Here is an 18,722-nt window from a genome sequence, read left to right as displayed (position 1 = left end):
GGGCGGCATGCCACGGAAATCAACGTCGCCCTCATGAACGAACTGCTCATTATCGCCGCCCCCGATCTCCTTGAGAGGCGCCGCGAATGGCTGGAAAGCCTGAGTGGAGAGCGCCGGCTGTCGCCCAACACGCTTGACGCCTATGAGCGCGACACCCGGCAATTCCTGACTTTTCTGACCACGCACCTCGCCGGACCGCCGACGATTTCGGATATTCATACCCTGCGTCCGGCAGACTTGAGAAGCTTTCTGGCAGCCCGGCGGCGCGAGGGCTCCGGTGCGCGTTCGCTCGGCCGTCATCTGGCAGGGCTGCGCTCGTTCCTGCGTTATCTGGAGCGCAAGGGACTGGTGAATGCCGCCGCAGCCGGTGCTATCCGTGCCCCGCGTCAGCCGAAATCACTGCCGAAGCCGCTGACCGACACCCAGGCGCTCAACATCGTCACCTCAGAGGCGCAACTGCACGAGGAGCCGTGGATCGCGGCGCGGGATGCCGCCATCCTGACGCTGCTTTATGGCTGCGGCCTGCGCATTTCGGAAGCGCTGGGCCTGACGCCCGCCGATGTCGATGCAGGCGCAACCTCGCTTCGCATTCTCGGCAAAGGTGGCAAGATGCGGATTGTGCCGCTTCTTCCGGTCATCCTCGAAGCTGTCGAAACCTATCGGAAACTCTGCCCCTACCATCTGGACGCCGATGCGCCGATGTTCCGCGGTGCGCGCGGCAAGACACTGCAGCCGGCGATCATCCAGCGCGAGATGCAGAAGCTCAGAAGCGCGTTCAATCTGCCCGACAGCGCGACGCCGCATGCACTGCGCCACTCGTTTGCGACCCATCTTCTCGCCGGTGGTGGCGATCTGCGCACGATCCAGGAACTGCTGGGACATGCCAGCCTTTCCACCACGCAGGTCTATACGGGCGTTGATACGTCGAGACTGCTCGAAGTCTACGACCGCGCCCACCCAAGGGCATGAACCCATCCTTAACCACATCGGTTAAGCCGCTGTTCGAGCAGTCCCGCTAGGGTGAGCCCAACAATTGGAACTGATGACATGATCCGCAGCATTTTCGCCGGCACAATCCTTCAACGCGCCCAGACGGCTGCGCTTTGGTTGCTTGCCGCCCTGCACGTTCTGCTGCTGGCCTCGGTCTGCCTCGTGATCACCTCGCTTGCCGCCCGCGCGGAGACGCCGGCCTGCACCGGGCGGGACCTGATCGCGGAGATGAAGGCCAACGATCCGGCCGCCTATCGGCAGGTTGTCGCAGAGGGCGAAAAAATCCCCAACGGCCGCGGCATCTTCTGGAAAATCGAGAAAGCCGGCCTCCCCCCGTCCTACCTTCTCGGCACCATGCATGTGACCGATCCACGCGTTCTGAAAATGCCTGAGGGCGCCGATGCCGCGCGCAAGGAAGCAAAGACCATCGTCGTCGAATCGGACGAAGTGCTCGACGAACAGAAGGCGATGGCGGGCATGCTGTCCAAGCCGGAGCTGACGATGTTTATCGATGGCAGCTCGATCGAGAGCCTGCTGACGAAGGATGACCTCGCACTTCTCAGCGATGCCCTGAAACAGCGCGGCGTGCCGCTGGCCGCCGTTTCGAGAATGAAGCCCTGGCTACTGATGGGCCTGGTCTCGATGCCCGCCTGCGAGATGGCCCGTAAGACCCAGAACACCCCTTTCCTCGACAAGCAGCTGGCGCTGGATGCAGCCAAGGCCGGCAAGTCTGTCAAGGGGCTCGAAACCTTTGCCGAGCAGCTTTCGACATTGGCTGCCATTCCGGTCGATATCCACATGAAGTCGCTGATCGAAGCGATCAAGCTCGGTCCCAAGCTGGACGACGTGTTCGAGACGATGACCGGGCTCTATCTCTCCGGCGACATGGGCATGACCATCCCCTTCCTGAAGACCGTCGTGCCTGAGGGCGAGGACGATGATAGCGGCTATGCCGAATTCGAGGAACTGGTGGTGCGCAAGCGCAACCTGCTGATGGCCGAACGCGCAGCACCCATCCTCAACGAAGGCAGCACCTTCATCGCCGTCGGCGCACTGCACCTGCCGGGCGATGACGGCCTGGTCGAGCTTTTGCGCAAACAGGGTTTCACAGTCACCGCTGTGAACTGAGCCCTCTGGCGAGGGACGTACACCCGTCAACCGGACACAAAAAAACCGGCCCTGTTACGGGGCCGGTTTTCCGATGCGATATTGTCGCCGATCACATATGGATCGGCTTGGCAAAGGTCGCGAGTGCGGCTTCCTTGACGGCTTCCGACAGGGTCGGGTGAGCGTGGCAGGTGCGGCCGAGATCTTCGGACGAACCGCTGAATTCCATCAGCACGGCAATCTCGTGGATCATGTCGCCGGCGCCGAAGCTGACGATATGGCCGCCGAGAACGCGATCGGTTTCCTTGTCGGCGAGGATCTTGACGAAGCCGTCGGTGGCGAGCATCGCGCGGGCGCGACCGTTCGCCGTGAACGGGAACTTGCCAACCTTGTAGGCGATGCCTGCAGCCTTCAGCTCTTCTTCCGTGCGGCCGACCGATGCCACTTCCGGCTGGGTGTAGACCACAGACGGAATGACGTCGTAGTTCACGTGTCCGTGCTGGCCGGAGAGGATCTCTGCGAGAGCGACGCCCTCGTCTTCGGCCTTGTGCGCCAGCATCGGGCCCTTCACCACGTCGCCGATCGCGTAGATGCCGGCAACATTGGTCTTGTAGCCGCCGTCGATTTCGACGCGGCCGCGATTGTCGAGCGCAACGCCTGCTTCTTCAAGGCCAAGGCCTGCGGTATACGGCTTGCGGCCCGTCGAGATCAGCACGACATCGGCTTCGAGGCTGACGGCTTCGCCACCCTTGACCGGCTCATAGGTAACCTTGGCGCCCGCTTCCGTCTTCTCGACGCCGGTAACCTTGGCTTCGGTGCGGATGTCCATGCCCTGCTTGGCCATCATGCGCTGGAACTGCTTGGAAGCATCCGCGTCCATCGAGCCGAGCAGCTTGTCGAGATATTCGATCACGGTGACCTTGGCGCCAAGACGCGACCAGACCGAACCGAGTTCCATGCCGATCACACCGCCGCCGACGACGATCATGTTGGCCGGGACCTTGTCGAGCGTGAGACCGCCCGTCGAGGAAACGATGACCTTCTCGTCGATCTCGACATTGACGCCCGGAATGCCGGCGATGTCGGAGCCGGTGGCGATGACGATGTTCTTCGTCTCGATTTCCTGGACCTTGCCGTCTTCGCCGGTGACCGAGACCTTGCCGGCCGAAACAATCTTGCCGGTGCCGATGAAACCGTCGATCTTGTTCTTCTTGAACAGGAAGGCGACGCCGTCGGTGTTCGACTTTACCGTCGCATCCTTATGGGCCATCATCTTCGAAAGGTTCAACGTCGGTGCCGGAACCTCGACGCCGAGTTCTTCGACGCCATGCGCCACATGCGCAAACATTTCCGAAGCATGCAGCAGCGCCTTGGACGGAATGCAGCCGATGTTGAGGCAGGTACCGCCATAGGTGGACCGCTTTTCGACGACAGCGACCTTGAGGCCGAGCTGGGCCGCCTTGATTGCGCAGACATAGCCGCCCGGGCCGGATCCGATTACGACAACATCATAAGCCATCAGACTATCCTTTTGATTGAGCAGGAGGCGGTCACACGAACAGTGCGATCATCATCAGCGCAAGGCCGACGAGGCTGACCAGCCATACAAGCGAGCGGACATAGGGAATGCCCTTGAGATAAAGTGGAATGTAGACGATACGCGCCACCAGCCAGACCGCGGCCCCGAACAGGCCAAAGCCCGACGAATCCCCTGTGAGGATCATCGCCAGCAGCAGGCCGATAAAGGCGGGATAGGTTTCCTGGTAGTTTCGCGAAGCGCGGGCCGCACGACCGGCCATCACGCTCTTGGGTTCGTTGTCGCCGTCCCGCGGACCGGCATTCCATGCCGTGCCGCGATCCTTGGTGGCGAAATTCCCCTGCAGTAGAATATGCACGAGAAGCAGGACGACACTCAGGCACAGAAGTACCAAGAGATAGGTCGCATTGGCTGAAGCGGCGTCCATTTTGCTCTCCGCAAATTACAGATCAAGAACCAGACGTTCCGGATCTTCCAGGCTTTCCTTGACGCGAACGAGGAAGGTGACCGCTTCCTTGCCATCGACGATGCGGTGATCGTAGGACAGTGCCAGATACATCATCGGACGGATCACGACCTGACCGCCGATCGCGACCGGACGCTCCTGGATCTTGTGCATGCCGAGGATACCCGACTGCGGCGCGTTGAGGATCGGCGACGACATCAGCGAACCGTAGACGCCACCATTGGTGATGGTGAACGTGCCGCCCTGCATGTCGGCCATCGACAGCGTACCGTCGCGGGCAGCCTTGGCGAGACGACCGAGTTCCTTTTCGACGCCGGCGATGGAGCGCTGGTCCGCATCGCGGATGACAGGAACGACGAGGCCCTTGTCGGTGCCGACAGCCATGCCGACGTGGCAGTAGTTCTTGTAGATGAGGTCCGTACCGTCGATCTCGGCGTTGACGGCCGGCAGTTCCTTGAGCGCATGCGTGACGGCCTTCGTGAAGAAGCCCATGAAGCCCAGCTTCACGCCGTGCTTCTTCTCGAACACGTCCTTGTAGCGGTTGCGAAGATCCATCACGGCCTTCATGTCCACCTCGTTATAGGTGGTGAGCATGGCGGCTGTGTTCTGGGCGTCCTTGAGGCGCTTGGCAATCGTCTGGCGCAAACGCGTCATCTTCACGCGCTCTTCGCGCGATGCATCGTCAGCCGACGAGACCGGGCGGGGAGCGGCCGGAACCGAAGCCGGTGCGGCAGGAGCCGCCGGGCCCTTGGAAATGGCGGCGATCACATCGCCCTTCAGAACCTGACCGCGCTTGCCGGAACCGTCGACATCCGAGGTGGAGATGTTGTTGTCGGCAGCAACCTTTGCGGCAGCAGGTGCTGGCGGCATGGACGAGCCACCGGCAGGCGCTGCGGCGGCGGCAGGTGCCGGAGCAGCAGCTGCGGGTTCGGCAGCCTTTGCCGAAGCAGCTTCGGCCGGCTGTGCAGCAGGAGCGGCAGTGCCGGCACCAGCGCCAGCGGCCGAGATCTGGCCGAGCAGCGCGTCGAGGCCGACAGTCTCGCCGTTCTGAGCGACGATCTCTGTCAGAACGCCGGATGCTGGGGCTGGAACTTCGACGGTAACCTTGTCGGTTTCCAGTTCGACCAGCGGCTCATCGGCCTTGACCGTGTCGCCGACCTTCTTGAACCAGGTGCCGACGGTTGCCTCGCTGACGGACTCGCCGAGGGTAGGGACGCGGATTTCGGTGGCCATGATCTATTTTCCGTGTTTGTCAGATATCGTTTCGGAGCAATTGGTGGAGACGGCTGAAAAATCAGCCGCCGAGAGCGTCTTCGAGGAAGGCTTCCAGCTGTGCCAGATGCTTGGACATCAGGCCGGTTGCAGGCGATGCTGCTGCCGGACGGCCCGTGTAACGGACGCGCTGATACTTGGCATCGATATGCGCCAGAACCCATTCCAGATACGGATCGATGAACGACCACGAACCCATGTTCTTCGGCTCTTCCTGGCACCAGACCATTTCCGCATTGCGGAAGCGGCTGAGCTCGTTGATGAGCGCCTTGGCAGGGAACGGATAGAGCTGTTCGATGCGCAGCAGGTAGATGTCGTCGATGCCGCGCTTTTCGCGCTCTTCCAGCAGATCATAATAGACCTTGCCCGAGCACATCACGACGCGACGGATCTTCGCATCCTTCTGCAGCTTGATCGGACCGTCCTTGATCATCTCCGCGTCGTCCCACAGCAGGCGGTGGAACGAGCTTTCGCCCGCCATTTCCGCCAGCGTCGAGGTCGCGCGCTTGTGGCGCAGCAGCGACTTCGGCGTCATCAGGATCAGCGGCTTGCGGAAGTCGCGCTTCACCTGACGGCGCAGGATGTGGAAGTAGTTGGATGGCGTCGTGACGTTTGCGACCTGCATGTTGTCTTCGGCGCACATCTGGAGCCAGCGTTCCAGGCGGGCGGAGGAGTGCTCCGGACCCTGCCCTTCGTAGCCGTGCGGCAGAAGGCAGACGAGACCGGACATGCGCAGCCACTTGCGTTCGCCCGACGAGATGAACTGGTCGAACACGACCTGCGCGCCGTTGGCGAAGTCGCCGAACTGGGCTTCCCAGAGCGTCAGCGCGTTTGGACGCGCCAGCGAGTAGCCGTATTCGAACCCGAGCACTGCCTCTTCCGACAGCATCGAGTTGATGACTTCGTACTTGCCCTGGCCAGCCTGAAGGTTGGACAGCGGGATGTAGCGCTCTTCGGTTTCCTGATCGTAGAGAACCGAGTGACGCTGCGAGAAGGTACCGCGTTCGCAATCCTGACCCGAAAGACGGATCTTGGTGCCTTCGACGGTGAGCGAACCGAACGCCAGCGCTTCCGCCATGGCCCAGTCGATCCCCTCACCGGTCTCGATCATCTGCGCACGGTTATCCATGAAACGCTTGATCGTGCGGTGGGCGTTAAAACCTTCCGGAATGGTCGAAAGCTTGCGACCGATCTCTCTCAGATCCTTGATCGGCATCGCGGTCTTGCCACGACGCTGCTCGTCGGCATTGTCGGCGGAACGCAGGCCGGACCACTGGCCGTCAAGCCAGTCGGCCTTGTTGGGCTTGTAGCTCTGGCCGGCCTCGAATTCGGTTTCGAGATTGGCTCGCCAGTCGGCCTTCATCTTCTCGAATTCGCCTTCGGTGATGACACCTTCGCCGATCAGACGTTCGGCATAGATCTCCGCCACGGCCTTGTGCGCGCGGATGACCTTGTACATCTTCGGCTGCGTGAACGCAGGCTCGTCGCCTTCGTTATGGCCGAAGCGGCGGTAGCAGAACATGTCGACCACGACCGGCTTGTGGAACTTCATCCGGTATTCGATGGCGATCTTGGCGGCGTAAACGACCGCTTCCGGATCGTCACCGTTGACGTGGAAGATCGGCGCCTCGATCATCTTGGCAACATCAGACGGATAAGGCGACGAACGCGAGAAGCCAGGATTGGTGGTGAAGCCGATCTGGTTGTTGATGATGACATGCATCGTGCCGGCCACGCGGTGGCCGCGCAGACCCGACAGGCCGAGAATTTCAGCCGTCACGCCCTGGCCGGCAAAGGCCGCATCGCCGTGCAGCAGCAGCGGCAGAACCTTGGCGCGCTCGGACAGCGGAATGATGTTGTCCTTGTCCCAGACCTTGGTCAACATGTCCTGCTTGGCGCGGGCCTTGCCCATGACGACAGGGTTGACGATTTCCAGGTGAGACGGGTTGGCGGTCAGCGACAGGTGAACCTTGTTGCCGTCAAATTCACGGTCCGACGAAGCACCCAGATGGTATTTCACGTCGCCCGAACCCTCGACTTCGTCGGGCTTGAACGAACCGCCCTTGAACTCGTGGAACACGGCGCGATGCGGCTTGCCGAGGACGTTGGTCAAGACGTTCAGACGACCGCGGTGGGCCATGCCGAGGATGACTTCCTCGAGGCCTTCCTGACCCCCGCGCTTGATGATCTGCTCCAGCGCCGGGATGAGCGATTCACCGCCATCCAGGCCGAAACGCTTGGTGCCCTTGAAGCGCACGTCGAGGAACTGCTCGTAGCCTTCGGCTTCGACCAGCTTCGAAAGGATTGCCTTCTTGCCTTCAGGCGTGAACGTGACGCCCTTGGCAGGACCTTCGATACGCTCCTGGATCCAGCCCTTTTCCTCGGGGTTGGACATGTGCATGAATTCGACGCCGATGGTCGAGCAATAGGTGCGCTCGAGGATCTCGATCATTTCGCGAACGGACGCGTATTCAAGGCCGAGAACGTTGTCGATAAAGATCTTGCGATCGTAATCGCTCTCTTCGAAGCCGTAGGACTTCGGCGACAGCTCGTTGTAATCGTCGACCGGGCTCGCGATCCCGAGCGGATCGAGCTTGGCGTGCAGATGGCCGCGCATGCGGTAGGCACGGATCATCATGATGGCGCGCACGCTGTCGCGGGTCGCCTGCAGAACGTCGGTCTGCTGCACCGGCTGGCCGGTCACTGCGGCGGATGCTTCCGCCTTCGCCTTGACCTTGGTCTCGATCGCCTTTTCGACGATCGGCCAGTTGCCGTCGAGTGCCGAGATCAGATCGCCATTGGCGGGGATCGGCCAGTTCGAACGTTTCCAGGAGGCGCCCTGCGCGGCCTTCTTTACATCTTCGGGGCTGTCTGCCAGCGCCTTGAAGAAGGCCTGCCATTCCTCGGAAAGCGACGTTGGATCACTTTCGTAGCGCCCATAGAGCTGCTCGATATAGGCAGCGTTCGCACCATCGAGGAAAGACGTGATGAGGAACTGTTCGTTGGCTTCTTGCCGTGCCATTGCTTCCCGCGGGCGCCGCGCCCGCCTCCTGACCTGATCGGCACCGGATGAATTGACCGGAAACCGCATTCTCTGACGTATGGCTCGATACCGCTGCGAGCGGCGCCGCTCTTTAGTAGACCTACCTCGGGTAGACCTAGCCTGGAGCGACTTACCCGCAGGTCGCATGCAGCAACCCGCGGGTCATTTGATGTCTGGTCCATCGCCGTCTATCTATCGGCGATGGGTGACCTTTATGTGGCGTTAGCCCTTGAGGACTTCAACCAGCGTCGTGCCGAGACGTGCCGGCGAAGGCGAAACCTTGATACCGGCTGCTTCCATGGCAGCGATCTTGGATTCCGCATCGCCCTTGCCGCCGGAAACGACAGCACCGGCATGGCCCATGGTGCGGCCCTTCGGAGCGGTCCGGCCAGCGATGAAGCCTGCCATCGGCTTCTTGCGGCCCTTCTTGGCTTCGTCGATGAGGAACTGTGCCGCTTCTTCTTCAGCTGAGCCGCCGATTTCGCCGATCATGATGATCGACTGGGTGGCTTCGTCTGCGAGGAACATTTCCAGGATGTCGATGAACTCGGTGCCCTTGACCGGGTCGCCGCCGATGCCGACAGCCGTCGTCTGGCCGAGGCCTTCGTTGGATGTCTGGAATACAGCTTCGTAAGTCAGCGTGCCGGAGCGCGACACGATACCGACCGAACCCTTGCGGAAGATCGAGCCCGGCATGATGCCGATCTTGCATTCTTCCGGCGTCAGCACGCCCGGGCAGTTCGGGCCGAGCAGGCGCGAGTTGGAACGGTCGAGGCGAGCCTTGACGCGAACCATGTCCATGACCGGAATGCCTTCGGTGATGCAGGTGATGAACGGGATCTCGGCTTCGATCGCCTCGATGATCGCATCAGCTGCGCCGGCCGGCGGAACGTAGATCACGGACGCATCGGCGCCGGTCTTTTCCTTGGCTTCGACAACGGTCGCATAGATCGGCAGGCTTTCGCCCTTCGAACCGGTCCAGGTTTCGCCACCCTTCTTCGGATGGATACCGCCGACCATCTGCGTGCCGTAGTAAGCAAGCGCCTGTTCGGTGTGGAATGTACCGGTCTTGCCGGTCAGGCCCTGAACCAGGACCTTGGTATTCTTGTTAACGAGAATAGACATTATCAGGTCCCCAAATTAGGCTTTGATCGCCGCGACGATCTTCTTGGCAGCATCGTCGAGATCGTCAGCAGCCGTGATCGCAAGACCCGATTCGTTGAGGATCTTCTTGCCCAGCTCGACATTGGTGCCTTCGAGGCGCACGACGAGCGGAACCTTGAGGCCGACTTCCTGAACCGCTGCGACAACGCCTTCGGCGATGACGTCGCACTTCATGATGCCGCCAAAGATGTTGACGAGGATGCCCTCGACCTTCGGGTCAGCCGTGATGATCTTGAAGGCAGCAGCGACCTTCTCCTTGCCGGCGCCACCGCCGACGTCGCAGAAGTTTGCAGGCTCTTTGCCGTACAGCTTGATGATGTCCATCGTCGCCATCGCGAGACCGGCGCCGTTGACCATGCAGCCGATGTTGCCGTCGAGCGCCACGTAAGCGAGGTCCCACTTGGAGGCTTCGATTTCCTTGGCGTCTTCTTCCGACTCGTCGCGCAGCGCCTTGACGTCGTCATGGCGGAAGATCGCGTTGCCGTCGAACGACATCTTGGCATCGAGAACGCGCAGGTGGTCGTCCTTCATGACGATCAGCGGGTTGATCTCGAGGAGCGCCATGTCCTTCTCGTTGAAGGCCTTGTAGAGCAGCGGGAACAGCGACTTCGCATCTTCCGCAGCAGCACCCGAAAGTTCGAGCGCCGAAGAGATCGCAGCGATGTCTGCTTCCGTCACGCCGGCTTCCGGATCGATCGCGATCGTGTGGATCTTCTCGGGCGTGTCGTGAGCGACAGCTTCGATATCCATGCCGCCTTCGGTCGAAACGACGAAGGCAACGCGACCAACCGAGCGGTCGACGAGCAGCGAGCAATAGAGTTCGCGGGCAATGTCTGCGCCATCTTCGATATAGAGGCGATTGACCTGCTTGCCGGCGTCGCCGGTCTGCGCGGTTACCAGCGTATTGCCGAACATTTCCTTGGCATGGCTCTTGGCTTCATCGATCGAGAAAGCCAGGCGAACGCCGCCCTTTGCTTCCGGTCCGAGTTCCTTGAACTTGCCCTTGCCGCGGCCACCAGCGTGGATCTGGCTCTTGACCACGTAAAGCGGACCCGGCAGCTGCTTTGCAGCAGCTTCGGCTTCTTCTGCGGAGAAGATTGCAACACCTTCCGCAACCGGTGCGCCGAAACCCTTCAGGAGGGCTTTGGCCTGATATTCATGAATGTTCATCGAGGTATCCTTAAATCCGTGCGCCCGAAGGCGATTACTTCAGCGCAGGCGCGATATTGATGCAGGCTTCGCAGAGAGCCGAAACAGCGCCGACCGACTTCTGGAAGGCAGCTTCTTCGTCCTTGTTGAATTCAACTTCGATGATCCGCTCGATACCACCGGCACCGATGATCGTGGGAACGCCGACATACATGTCCTTCACGCCGTACTGGCCGGACAGGTAAGCCGCGGCAGGCAGAACGCGCTTCTTGTCCTTGAGGAAGGATTCGGCCATCTCGATCGCCGAAGCAGCCGGAGCGTAGTAGGCAGAACCGGTCTTCAGCAGGCCGACGATTTCAGCGCCACCGTCACGGGTGCGCTGGATGATTTCTTCGAGACGCTCGGCAGTGACCCAGCCCATCTTGACGAGATCGGTCAGCGGAACGCCGCCAACGGTCGAGTAGCGGGCGAGCGGCACCATCGTGTCGCCGTGGCCGCCGAGAACGAAGGCCGTGACGTCCTGGACGGAAACGTTGAATTCTTCCGACAGGAACAGGCGGAAACGAGCCGAGTCGAGAACGCCGGCCATGCCGACGACCATGTTCTTCGGCAGGCCGGAGAACTTCTGCAGAGCCCAGACCATCGCATCGAGCGGGTTGGTGATGCAGATGACGAATGCGTTCGGGGCGTATTTCTTGATACCGGCGCCGACCTGTTCCATCACCTTCAGGTTGATGCCGAGCAGATCGTCGCGGCTCATGCCGGGCTTGCGGGCAACGCCGGCAGTGACGATGCAGACATCAGCGCCTTCGATGGCGGAATAGTCGCTGGCACCGGAAAGCTTGGCGTTGAAGCCTTCGACGGGACCGGACTGGGCAATATCGAGGCCCTTGCCCTGCGGGATGCCGTCAGCAATGTCGAAGAGGACGATGTCGCCCAGCTCCTTCAGGCTGGCAAGATGTGCCAGCGTGCCACCGATCATGCCCGAACCAATAAGTGCAATTTTCTTGCGCGCCATCGAAAAGCTTCCTCTCAAGACTTTACCTGCGTCAAGTCATAGCAGGTTCACGTGCGGCGCCACCGATAGCGCCATATCGGAAAAATCGCAATCGATTATTTCGGAGTGATATTTTTCAATCGGTTAGATATCAATTACCTTACGTAAACGTAAGAACTTCTGTCATGAAAGTGTCAGGCTTCTTGACGCTTTGCGTTGTGCAGAGCGAGGTAATCGGCGCTCCGCATCTCCCAGAGACGGGAGATTGTTCGATCGAACTCGAACCCCTCGGTGCCGCGCTTCTCCAACAAAAGCTGATCCGGTTCGCTCGCGGCGGAGACGTAGAGTCTGACCGAATGGTCGTAGAACGCATCGACGAGATTGATGAAGCGCTTGGTTGCGTTGCGCTTTTCGGGTCCGAGCTGCGGGACGTGCTCAATGAAGACAGCGTCAAAGCGATCGGCGATCGCCAGATAGTCCGACGCGCCTAGCGGTTTTTCACACAAGTCCGAGAAGCTGAACCGTGCAGCCCGGCCGGACGCCAGCGGCACCTTGATGGTGCGACCTTTCATCGGCAACTCGACAGGGCTCGCCTTCTCGCCGTCGATCACCTGATGCCAGGTGTTTTCGATCGCCAGATCGGCTTGGGGGCTTAGAGGCGTCACATAGACGGGCAGGCTCGCCAGCTTCTGCATCCGGTAATCGGTTGGCGAGTCCAGCGTGACGACATCCACGTAGCGGCCGAGCAGCGCGATGAACGGCGTGAACAGACCGCGGTTGAGGCCATCCCTGTAGAGATCGTCGGGGGCTACGTTCGATGTCGCGACGAGAACGCATCCAAGGCCGAACAATTCCGTGAACAGACGTGCAAGGATCATCGCATCGGTGATATCGGTCACCGAGAATTCGTCGAAGCAGAGAAGTTCCGCTTCTGCGAACAGGGCCGCAGCGATCGGCGGCACCGGATCTGCCTGTTTCGTCTCGCCGCGTTTCAGCTTTTGACGGTGCTCGTGGATACGTCCATGCACGTCGGCCATGAATTCGTGAAAGTGCAGACGCCGCTTTTTTGCGATGGATGCCTTCTTGAAGAACATGTCCATCAGCATGGTCTTGCCGCGACCGACGCTGCCATGCACATAAAGCCCGCGGATTTCCCGCGGCTTGCCGCCACCGCGGGCAAACAGCCAGCCGAGAGCACTCGTCTTCTTGGCTGGCTTCGTGTCTCTGAAGCATTTGAGAATGTGGTCGAGCTTGGCGGCCACCTGCATCTGCGCAGTGTCCGGCGTCAGCACCCCGGACGCCGCCAGTGCCTTCAGCTCTTCACCGACGCTCGATGTGTAGTCCGGGATCGGCTCCACCCTGCCGCCTCCGCAGACCGTTTACCGGCTGAGACCGAGAGGCTGGCCCGAATTGGTGGTGCCGTCGAAACGGGTATCGCCGCTCTTGTAGACGCGGCCGATGACGTCGCCGGCGCGGTTCTTGAACTGAACCATCTTGCCCGACACTTCCCACGAACCCATCGTCGTCAGTTCGCCGGAGCAGCCACGGGTGCCGCCGCGCGATCCGCTGCCGAGATTGGTGAGCGTCAGGAACATGTCGCAGGACGAGCCGCCATTGGCAACGCGCCAGTTGCCGACCATCTGCTGCTTGGTAATATCGAGAGCATTGGCAGGCGCCGCAGCATTCGGATCGACGGATGCCATCTGCTGGCCTCCCTGAGGCGCCGTCGGATATTGGGCTGCACCACCCGGAGGTGGAAGCTGGCCGCCCTGCACACCCTGAACAGGCTGTGCCTGAAGCGGCGCGGGCCGGGAGGGCTGTGCTGGCAGATCAGCATAAGGGGAGGTATTGGACGTCCTCTGGCAACCGGCAAGAGCCAGCGCAAGAACAACGCCTGTCGCCACATATCTGAACTGCATCACAAAACTCCTGCTTTCAGCCGCATCTCTGCATGGAACTGATCCATTCAATTGAGACGGAATTACCGTAAAAGGACTTAGTTAATCAAGTCATACCGGCGCTATTTGGCGAAGGCACGACAACTGTCACGATTACGCGAGCTGTTTTAATCGAAAAATCCCGACCGTGCGTCTGCAGGGTCGGGATACTGTAAGGTTTTACTAGACGCGGCGCTCGACCATCATCTTCTTGATTTCGGCAATCGCCTTGGCAGGGTTCAGACCCTTCGGGCAGGTCTGCGCGCAGTTCATGATCGTGTGGCAGCGATAGAGCCGGAACGGATCCTCGAGGTTGTCGAGGCGCTCGCCCTTGGCTTCGTCTCTGGAGTCGATCAGCCAGCGATAGGCCTGAAGCAGAACAGCCGGACCGAGATAGCGGTCGCCGTTCCACCAGTAGCTGGGACAGGATGCCGAGCAGCAGGCGCAGAGGATGCACTCGTAGAGACCGTCGAGTTTCTGGCGGTCGTCGTGGCTCTGCTTCCATTCCTTGGCAGGTGTCGGCGAGACGGTCTTCAGCCAGGGCTCGATCGAGCGGTGCTGGGCGTAGAAGTTCGTGAGATCCGGAACCAGGTCCTTGACCACAGGCATATGCGGCAGCGGATAGACTTTGACCGTTCCCTTCACGTCGTCCATGCCCTTGGTGCAGGCAAGCGTGTTGGTGCCGTCGATGTTCATGGCGCAGGAGCCGCAAATGCCTTCGCGGCACGAACGGCGCAGTGTCAGCGTCGGGTCGATATTGTTCTTGATGTAGAGAAGACCATCGAGAACCATCGGGCCGCAATCGTCGATATCGATGTAGAACGTATCGATCCGCGGGTTCTGGCCGTCGTCCGGGCTCCAGCGGTAGACGCGGTATTCCCGGACGTTCGTGGCACCATCCGGCTTCGGCCAGACCTTGCCTTCGGTCATCTGGGAATTCTTGGGCAGAGCGAGTTCAACCATGTTCCAGTTTCCTCAGATCAATACACGCGGGCTTTCGGCTCGATCTTGTAAGGGTCGATGCCGTCAGCGATCAGGTCCGTGTGGACCGGGCGATAGTCGAGCTTCACGTCGCCCGCGTCGTTGACCCAGGCAAGCGTGTGCTTGCGCCAGGTCACATCGTCGCGGCCGGAAAACGCGCCGTCCGTATAGTCCTCGCGTGCATGAGAGCCGCGGCTCTCCTTGCGCGCTTCGGCACCGTAGACCGTGGTGATCGCGTTCGCCATCAGGTTATGCAGTTCGAGCGTTTCGACGAGATCCGAGTTCCAGATCATCGAATGGTCGGTCACCTTCACGTCGCGCATTTCGCCCCAGATTGCCGACATGCGCTTGCAACCGGATTCCAGCGACTCCTGTGTGCGGAACACGGCGGCATCATCCTGCATGGTGCGCTGCATCTTGTCGCGCAGGATCGCCGTCGGCGTCGAGCCGCTGGCGTGGCGAAGGCTGTCGAAGCGGTCCATGATCTTGTCGCAGGCGGCCGTGTTCAGTGCCGGGATCGGTCCTTCGCGGTCGATCACCTGGCCGGCGCGGATGGCGGCGGCACGGCCAAACACGACGAGATCGATCAGCGAGTTGGAGCCGAGACGGTTGGCACCGTGCACCGAGGCGCAACCCGCTTCACCGACGGCCATAAGGCCAGGCAGGATGCGTTCCGGGTTGTTGGCGTCCGCATTCAGCACCTCGCCCCAGTAATTGGTGGGGATGCCGCCCATGTTGTAATGCACGGTCGGCAGAACCGGGATCGGTTCGCGCGTCACGTCGACGCCCGCAAAGATCTTGGCGCTTTCGGAAATGCCGGGAAGGCGTTCGTGCAGGACGGCCGGATCGAGATGGTCGAGATGCAGGAAGATGTGGTCCTTGTTCTTGCCGACGCCGCGGCCTTCGCGGATTTCCAGCGTCATGCAACGCGAGACCACGTCACGGGAGGCCAGATCCTTCGCGGATGGCGCATAGCGCTCCATGAAGCGCTCGCCCTCGGAATTCACGAGGTAGCCGCCTTCGCCGCGTGCACCCTCGGTGATGAGACAGCCCGAGCCATAGATGCCGGTCGGGTGGAACTGGACGAATTCCATGTCCTGAAGAGGCATGCCGGCACGTGCGACCATGCCGCCACCGTCGCCGGTGCAGGTATGGGCAGAGGTTGCCGAGAAATAGGCGCGGCCGTAACCGCCGGTCGCCAGAACCACCATCTTGGCGGTAAAGCGATGGATCGTGCCGTCGTCGAGGTTCCAGGCAACGACGCCGGTGCAACGACCGTCAACCGACATGATGAGGTCGAGCGCGAAATACTCGATGAAGAATTCCGCATTGTGCTTCAGCGACTGGCCGTAGAGCGTGTGGAGGATGGCGTGGCCGGTGCGGTCAGCGGCAGCGCAGGTGCGCTGCACCGGCGGGCCGGCACCGAAGTTCTGCATGTGGCCGCCGAACGGGCGCTGGTAGATCTTGCCTTCTTCGTTGCGCGAGAAAGGCACGCCGTAGTGCTCGAGTTCATAGACGGCCTTGGGCGCTTCCATGACCATGTACTGCATGGCGTCGACGTCGCCGAGCCAGTCGGAACCCTTGACGGTATCATAGAGATGCCACTGCCACGAATCGGGTGTCATGTTCTGCAGCGAGGCGGCAATGCCGCCCTGTGCGGCGACGGTGTGCGAACGGGTCGGGAAGACCTTGGTGATGCAGGCCGTCTTGAAGCCCTGTTCGGCCATGCCGAGCGTGGCGCGCAATCCTGCACCGCCGGCACCCACGACGATCACGTCGTAGGAATGGTCGACATAGGTATAGGCCTTGCCGGTCTGAGAGGCGCCTGAAGCGATGGGGGTGACGGATGCCATGACGGATTATCCTACGAAAGCGATCTTCAGAACGGCGAACAGACAGAGCCCGGCGATCAGGATCGAGAAGAATGTGTTGAGCATGACGAACAGGACCTTCGCGAACTCGCTGTGCACGTAGTCCTCGATGATGACCTGCATGCCGAGCTTCATGTGGATGATGCCCGAGATCACGACAAGGCCCATGACAACAGCGACGAACGGGTTCGACAGCGCCTCGACCACTTCGGCAAACGGCTTGCCGGCATAAATGATCATGAAGATCACGAAAAAGGTCATCAACGGCACGTTGGCGACGGCGGTCATCCGCTGGCGCCAGAAATGTTCGGTACCGTCTTTGGCGGAGCCCAGTCCGCGGACCTTACCGAGCGGGGTGCGCATATCCATGGAAGCTGTTCCTTAGCGAACGATGAAGCCGACCACCCAGACCAGCACGGTCAGACAGAGCGATGCGATGATGTTGGCGATGGCGAGCTTGGTCGAAAATTCCTTCTCGAAGCCACGGCCCAAGTCCCACATGAAGTGGCGGAAGCCGCCGAGCATGTGGTGGATCAGCGCCCATGTATAGCCGAGAAGAACCAGCTTGCCGGGAATGCTGCCGAGCGCCCAGTTGGCCCAGTCGTAGTAAGCCGGGCCGCTTGCTGCAGCGATCAGCCACCACGCGACAAGGATCGTGCCGAAATACAGAGCGCCACCGGTGATACGGTGAACGATCGACATGACCATTGTGGGGATTGGCTTGTAGATTGAGAGATGCGGCGACAGAGGCCGGTTGTTAGTCACATTCGCCATCAGAACCTCGCGGCGTCGTAATGCGTCAAAGAGCGGGAGCCCTTGGCAATGCACGCTGCCGAGAAAATGTGCATTGCATCATTCGCGTGGTTTAATCTTGGAATTCCCCAACGACAAGAACAATTCTAAACGATCGAGAATTTAATCGATTGTGTTTTTCTCAAGGTCTCGGGTTTGCCAGATCGCGGCACGATATCTGGCAAACCCGAACAATTGGTTTCTTGCCAGAAACCCGCTTTCGCTCCATGTTAATGTTTCGTTAACCTGTGTGTCGCGGAGTTCGTCATGATCAGTCACCGGATCAAGCCCCTTGTCATCGCCGCAGCAGTGCTTGCAGCCTTCGCATCAGTCGCTTCCGCGGCAGATCGCAGGCATCACCATCAGGGCTATGCCGACCGTGGATACGACAGAGGCCATCGCCACCAGTTCGTCGAAAACAATCGCTGGGATCGCCAGGGTGACGGACGACGCAACCGTCCTGCCGAGATCAACCGGATGACCCGTACTTATGCATCGGGTCGCTTTGATCGGGGCTCGTCATCCTTCACGCGCGGGATTGATACCTATGCAGGTTCGATCCAGGCCTACTCGGTCCCTGGCAATGGGACCTATTTTGTGCGCGACGATATCTACTGGCCGCAGCAGGAACGCCGCAGTCTGGCACTCGCCCCGAAAGCCAAGGTGATCGATGTAGCGCAGGAGATGGGCGGCAACGCGGTGGCCTCGAACAAATCCTGCTCGTTTGAAGCCGGCGTCTGCGTCATTCGAGGCGGCCGATAGTCGTCTCAGGCGAACCGCCACACGGTCGTCTTTTTGACCTCGCTGTCTTCAAGTGCCCGGGTGACGGGTACCTGGTAGACGGCCACCTCGGTAAGCCGATCCTTGGGGCAGTAGCTCCTGCCGGGATCGCCGACCAGAACGACCTTTCCCTCTCCCGATAACCGGGTAAACCACGGTATCAACAGATCGGCCATGCCGCGATCGTAGAACACGTCGCCGGCGAGCAGCACATCCGCCTCGATCTCTCGCCCGATCAGATCTTGCGACGTGAAGGATATCTCAACGTGGTTTTCTGCGGCGTTGAGCCTCACCGCAGCTTCCGTCCAGGGATCGATATCGGCGGCGAGCACGTGGGCTGCAGCAGCCTGTTTTGCCGCAATCGCCACCAGCCCGGATCCCGATGCGAAATCCAGCACCCGCTTGCTGGCAACTGTATCGGGATGGTCGAGAATATAGCGGGCGAGCCCCTGCCCGCCGGCCCAGGCAAAGGCCCAGAACGGCGGCGGCAGACCGACTGCCTGCAACTCTTCCTCGGTCTTCAGCCAGAGGTCATGCGCCTCGGTCGCCAGATGAAGCCGGATCTCCGGAACATGCGGCGGCGCGGTGACATCCGTGTTGGCGAGGATGAAGGTCGCAGGGTCGGTTTTCAAGGAC

At 60.7% G+C, this 18,722-nt stretch carries 17 protein-coding genes; 3 read left to right on the top strand and 14 right to left on the bottom strand.

From position 1 onward, the window contains the following. Positions 1-33: 33 nt before the first annotated feature. The gene (locus ASG19_RS21530; protein ID WP_062462516.1) at positions 34-969 is read left to right on the top strand and encodes a tyrosine recombinase XerC; all 936 of its coding nucleotides are present in this window, start codon (positions 34-36) and stop codon (positions 967-969) included. Between the two features lie 78 nt (positions 970-1,047). Beyond that, positions 1,048-2,118 carry a TraB/GumN family protein gene (locus ASG19_RS21525; RefSeq protein WP_062462513.1) on the top strand — a complete coding sequence of 357 codons (1,071 nt, stop codon included), beginning with the start codon at positions 1,048-1,050 and terminating at the stop codon, positions 2,116-2,118. 91 nt (positions 2,119-2,209) lie between these two features. Here the strand turns inward: ASG19_RS21525 and lpdA are convergent, their stop codons facing one another. The 13 genes from lpdA to sdhC all read right to left on the bottom strand — a co-directional run bounded on the left by lpdA (position 2,210) and on the right by sdhC (position 17,288). Further along, positions 2,210-3,616 (bottom strand): dihydrolipoyl dehydrogenase, encoded by a 1,407-nt coding sequence (lpdA, locus tag ASG19_RS21520; protein WP_062462509.1) that lies wholly within the window; start codon positions 3,614-3,616, stop codon positions 2,210-2,212. 31 nt (positions 3,617-3,647) lie between these two features. Then, positions 3,648-4,061, bottom strand: coding sequence for an MAPEG family protein (locus ASG19_RS21515; RefSeq protein WP_062462506.1), 414 nt, complete (start codon positions 4,059-4,061; stop codon positions 3,648-3,650). A 15-nt stretch (positions 4,062-4,076) separates the two neighbouring features. Further along, positions 4,077-5,333, bottom strand: coding sequence for a 2-oxoglutarate dehydrogenase complex dihydrolipoyllysine-residue succinyltransferase (gene odhB / locus ASG19_RS21510; protein WP_062462503.1), 1,257 nt, complete (start codon positions 5,331-5,333; stop codon positions 4,077-4,079). A gap of 61 nt (positions 5,334-5,394) precedes the next feature. Beyond that, positions 5,395-8,394, bottom strand: a complete 3,000-nt coding sequence (locus tag ASG19_RS21505) for a 2-oxoglutarate dehydrogenase E1 component (RefSeq protein WP_062462501.1) — start codon at positions 8,392-8,394, stop codon at positions 5,395-5,397. A gap of 243 nt (positions 8,395-8,637) precedes the next feature. Continuing rightward, on the bottom strand, positions 8,638-9,540 hold the full coding sequence (gene sucD / locus ASG19_RS21500) for a succinate--CoA ligase subunit alpha (protein WP_062462498.1): 903 nt from the start codon (positions 9,538-9,540) through the stop codon (positions 8,638-8,640). 15 nt (positions 9,541-9,555) lie between these two features. Next, complete coding sequence (sucC, locus tag ASG19_RS21495) at positions 9,556-10,749, bottom strand: ADP-forming succinate--CoA ligase subunit beta (protein ID WP_062462495.1); 1,194 nt, start codon at positions 10,747-10,749, stop codon at positions 9,556-9,558. Between the two features lie 34 nt (positions 10,750-10,783). After that, positions 10,784-11,746, bottom strand: a complete 963-nt coding sequence (gene mdh, locus ASG19_RS21490) for a malate dehydrogenase (protein WP_062462492.1) — start codon at positions 11,744-11,746, stop codon at positions 10,784-10,786. Between the two features lie 173 nt (positions 11,747-11,919). Next, entirely contained in the window at positions 11,920-13,083 is a 1,164-nt protein-coding gene (gene zapE, locus ASG19_RS21485; protein ID WP_062462489.1) for a cell division protein ZapE, read from the bottom strand. 21 nt (positions 13,084-13,104) lie between these two features. Then, positions 13,105-13,644 (bottom strand): protease inhibitor Inh/omp19 family protein, encoded by a 540-nt coding sequence (locus ASG19_RS21480; protein ID WP_062462486.1) that lies wholly within the window; start codon positions 13,642-13,644, stop codon positions 13,105-13,107. 201 nt (positions 13,645-13,845) lie between these two features. Next, entirely contained in the window at positions 13,846-14,625 is a 780-nt protein-coding gene (locus ASG19_RS21475) for a succinate dehydrogenase iron-sulfur subunit (RefSeq protein ID WP_062462483.1), read from the bottom strand. A gap of 17 nt (positions 14,626-14,642) precedes the next feature. Further along, complete coding sequence (sdhA, locus tag ASG19_RS21470) at positions 14,643-16,496, bottom strand: succinate dehydrogenase flavoprotein subunit (protein ID WP_062462480.1); 1,854 nt, start codon at positions 16,494-16,496, stop codon at positions 14,643-14,645. A 6-nt stretch (positions 16,497-16,502) separates the two neighbouring features. After that, positions 16,503-16,883: a succinate dehydrogenase, hydrophobic membrane anchor protein gene (sdhD, locus tag ASG19_RS21465; RefSeq protein WP_062462477.1), complete on the bottom strand. Its 381-nt coding sequence runs from the start codon at positions 16,881-16,883 to the stop codon at positions 16,503-16,505. 12 nt (positions 16,884-16,895) lie between these two features. Further along, the gene (gene sdhC / locus ASG19_RS21460; protein ID WP_062462475.1) at positions 16,896-17,288 is read right to left on the bottom strand and encodes a succinate dehydrogenase, cytochrome b556 subunit; all 393 of its coding nucleotides are present in this window, start codon (positions 17,286-17,288) and stop codon (positions 16,896-16,898) included. A gap of 285 nt (positions 17,289-17,573) precedes the next feature. Here sdhC and ASG19_RS21455 point away from each other — a divergent pair, with 285 nt between their 5' ends. Then, positions 17,574-18,068: a hypothetical protein gene (locus ASG19_RS21455; protein ID WP_062462473.1), complete on the top strand. Its 495-nt coding sequence runs from the start codon at positions 17,574-17,576 to the stop codon at positions 18,066-18,068. A gap of 5 nt (positions 18,069-18,073) precedes the next feature. On the opposite strand, the gene ASG19_RS21450 is transcribed toward ASG19_RS21455, so the two are convergent. Next, a complete protein-coding gene (locus ASG19_RS21450; protein ID WP_062462470.1) occupies positions 18,074-18,718 on the bottom strand; it encodes a methyltransferase in 645 nt (214 codons plus the stop codon). Positions 18,719-18,722: the final 4 nt, after the last annotated feature.

It is taken from the genome of Rhizobium sp. Leaf306, from assembly GCF_001423425.1.
Lineage (GTDB): Bacteria > Pseudomonadota > Alphaproteobacteria > Rhizobiales > Rhizobiaceae > Neorhizobium > Neorhizobium soli.
This window is presented reverse-complemented; position numbering and strand designations above follow the sequence as displayed.

Bases quoted from the DNA above. Each gene is read 5' to 3' on its own strand.
- ASG19_RS21530 (WP_062462516.1), top strand. From the start codon at position 34: ATGAACGAACTGCTCATTATCGCCGCCCCCGATCTCCTTGAGAGGCGC.
- ASG19_RS21525 (WP_062462513.1), top strand. From the start codon at position 1,048: ATGATCCGCAGCATTTTCGCCGGCACAATCCTTCAACGCGCCCAGACG.
- lpdA (WP_062462509.1), bottom strand. From the start codon at position 3,616: ATGGCTTATGATGTTGTCGTAATCGGATCCGGCCCGGGCGGCTATGTC.
- ASG19_RS21515 (WP_062462506.1), bottom strand. From the start codon at position 4,061: ATGGACGCCGCTTCAGCCAATGCGACCTATCTCTTGGTACTTCTGTGC.
- odhB (WP_062462503.1), bottom strand. From the start codon at position 5,333: ATGGCCACCGAAATCCGCGTCCCTACCCTCGGCGAGTCCGTCAGCGAG.
- ASG19_RS21505 (WP_062462501.1), bottom strand. From the start codon at position 8,394: ATGGCACGGCAAGAAGCCAACGAACAGTTCCTCATCACGTCTTTCCTC.
- sucD (WP_062462498.1), bottom strand. From the start codon at position 9,540: ATGTCTATTCTCGTTAACAAGAATACCAAGGTCCTGGTTCAGGGCCTG.
- sucC (WP_062462495.1), bottom strand. From the start codon at position 10,749: ATGAACATTCATGAATATCAGGCCAAAGCCCTCCTGAAGGGTTTCGGC.
- mdh (WP_062462492.1), bottom strand. From the start codon at position 11,746: ATGGCGCGCAAGAAAATTGCACTTATTGGTTCGGGCATGATCGGTGGC.
- ASG19_RS21480 (WP_062462486.1), bottom strand. From the start codon at position 13,644: ATGCAGTTCAGATATGTGGCGACAGGCGTTGTTCTTGCGCTGGCTCTT.
- ASG19_RS21475 (WP_062462483.1), bottom strand. From the start codon at position 14,625: ATGGTTGAACTCGCTCTGCCCAAGAATTCCCAGATGACCGAAGGCAAG.
- sdhA (WP_062462480.1), bottom strand. From the start codon at position 16,496: ATGGCATCCGTCACCCCCATCGCTTCAGGCGCCTCTCAGACCGGCAAG.
- sdhD (WP_062462477.1), bottom strand. From the start codon at position 16,883: ATGGATATGCGCACCCCGCTCGGTAAGGTCCGCGGACTGGGCTCCGCC.
- sdhC (WP_062462475.1), bottom strand. From the start codon at position 17,288: ATGGCGAATGTGACTAACAACCGGCCTCTGTCGCCGCATCTCTCAATC.
- ASG19_RS21455 (WP_062462473.1), top strand. From the start codon at position 17,574: ATGATCAGTCACCGGATCAAGCCCCTTGTCATCGCCGCAGCAGTGCTT.